This is a genomic window from Pseudoxanthomonas kaohsiungensis, assembly GCF_010211765.1.
In the GTDB taxonomy this organism is placed as follows: domain Bacteria; phylum Pseudomonadota; class Gammaproteobacteria; order Xanthomonadales; family Xanthomonadaceae; genus Pseudoxanthomonas; species Pseudoxanthomonas kaohsiungensis.
Genome location: NZ_PDWO01000056.1, coordinates 1 through 647, shown reverse-complemented (window position 1 = coordinate 647; position 647 = coordinate 1). Strand labels below are relative to the sequence as shown.

The 647-nt window shown below is 69.9% G+C and carries 1 protein-coding gene; it reads right to left on the bottom strand.

The window, feature by feature from the left end:
* Positions 1 to 618, bottom strand: a 618-nt coding sequence (locus CSC66_RS17265; RefSeq protein WP_162378639.1) for an MFS transporter, incomplete at its 3' end; no start/stop codon positions are given.
* Between the last annotated feature and the right edge of the window lie 29 nt (positions 619 to 647).

Sequence of the window (647 nt, the reverse complement as noted above, 5' to 3'; positions counted from 1 at the left end):
GTGCAGGCTCAGTCGTACCCACAGGCCGACCCCAACCAGCAGGGCGCTGGCGATGAACGGCACGCGCCAGCCCCAGGCCATGAACTGCGCCTGGTCCAGGGTTGCTGCCAGCAACAGGAACGAGCCGTTCGCGAACAGGAAACCCAGTGGCGCGCCCAGCTGCGGGAACATGCCGTACCAGGCCCGCTTCTGCGGGGGCGCGTTCTCGACCGCCAGCAGCACCGCGCCACCCCATTCGCCACCAAGCCCCAGGCCCTGGCCCAACCGGCACAGCGCCAGCAGCAATGGCGCGGCGACGCCGATCTGCGCATGGGTCGGCAGCAGTCCGATCAGCACCGTGGAGATGCCCATCGTCATCAGCGCCGCGACCAGGGTCGCCTTGCGGCCGACCCGGTCGCCGAAATGCCCGAAGGCCGCGGCGCCGACCGGACGGGCCAGGAAGGCGATGGCGAAGGTGGCGAAGGCCTGGAGCGTCTGAACGCCGGGCTCCCCCTGGGGGAAGAAGATCGGCCCGATCACCAGGGCGGCGGCGGTGGCGTAGATGTAGAAGTCGTAGAACTCGATCGCGGTGCCGACGAAGCTCGCGACGAGGATACGGCGGGCGGATGGCGGGCTCATGCGCTCGGGCGGTCCCATTGCCAGAACAC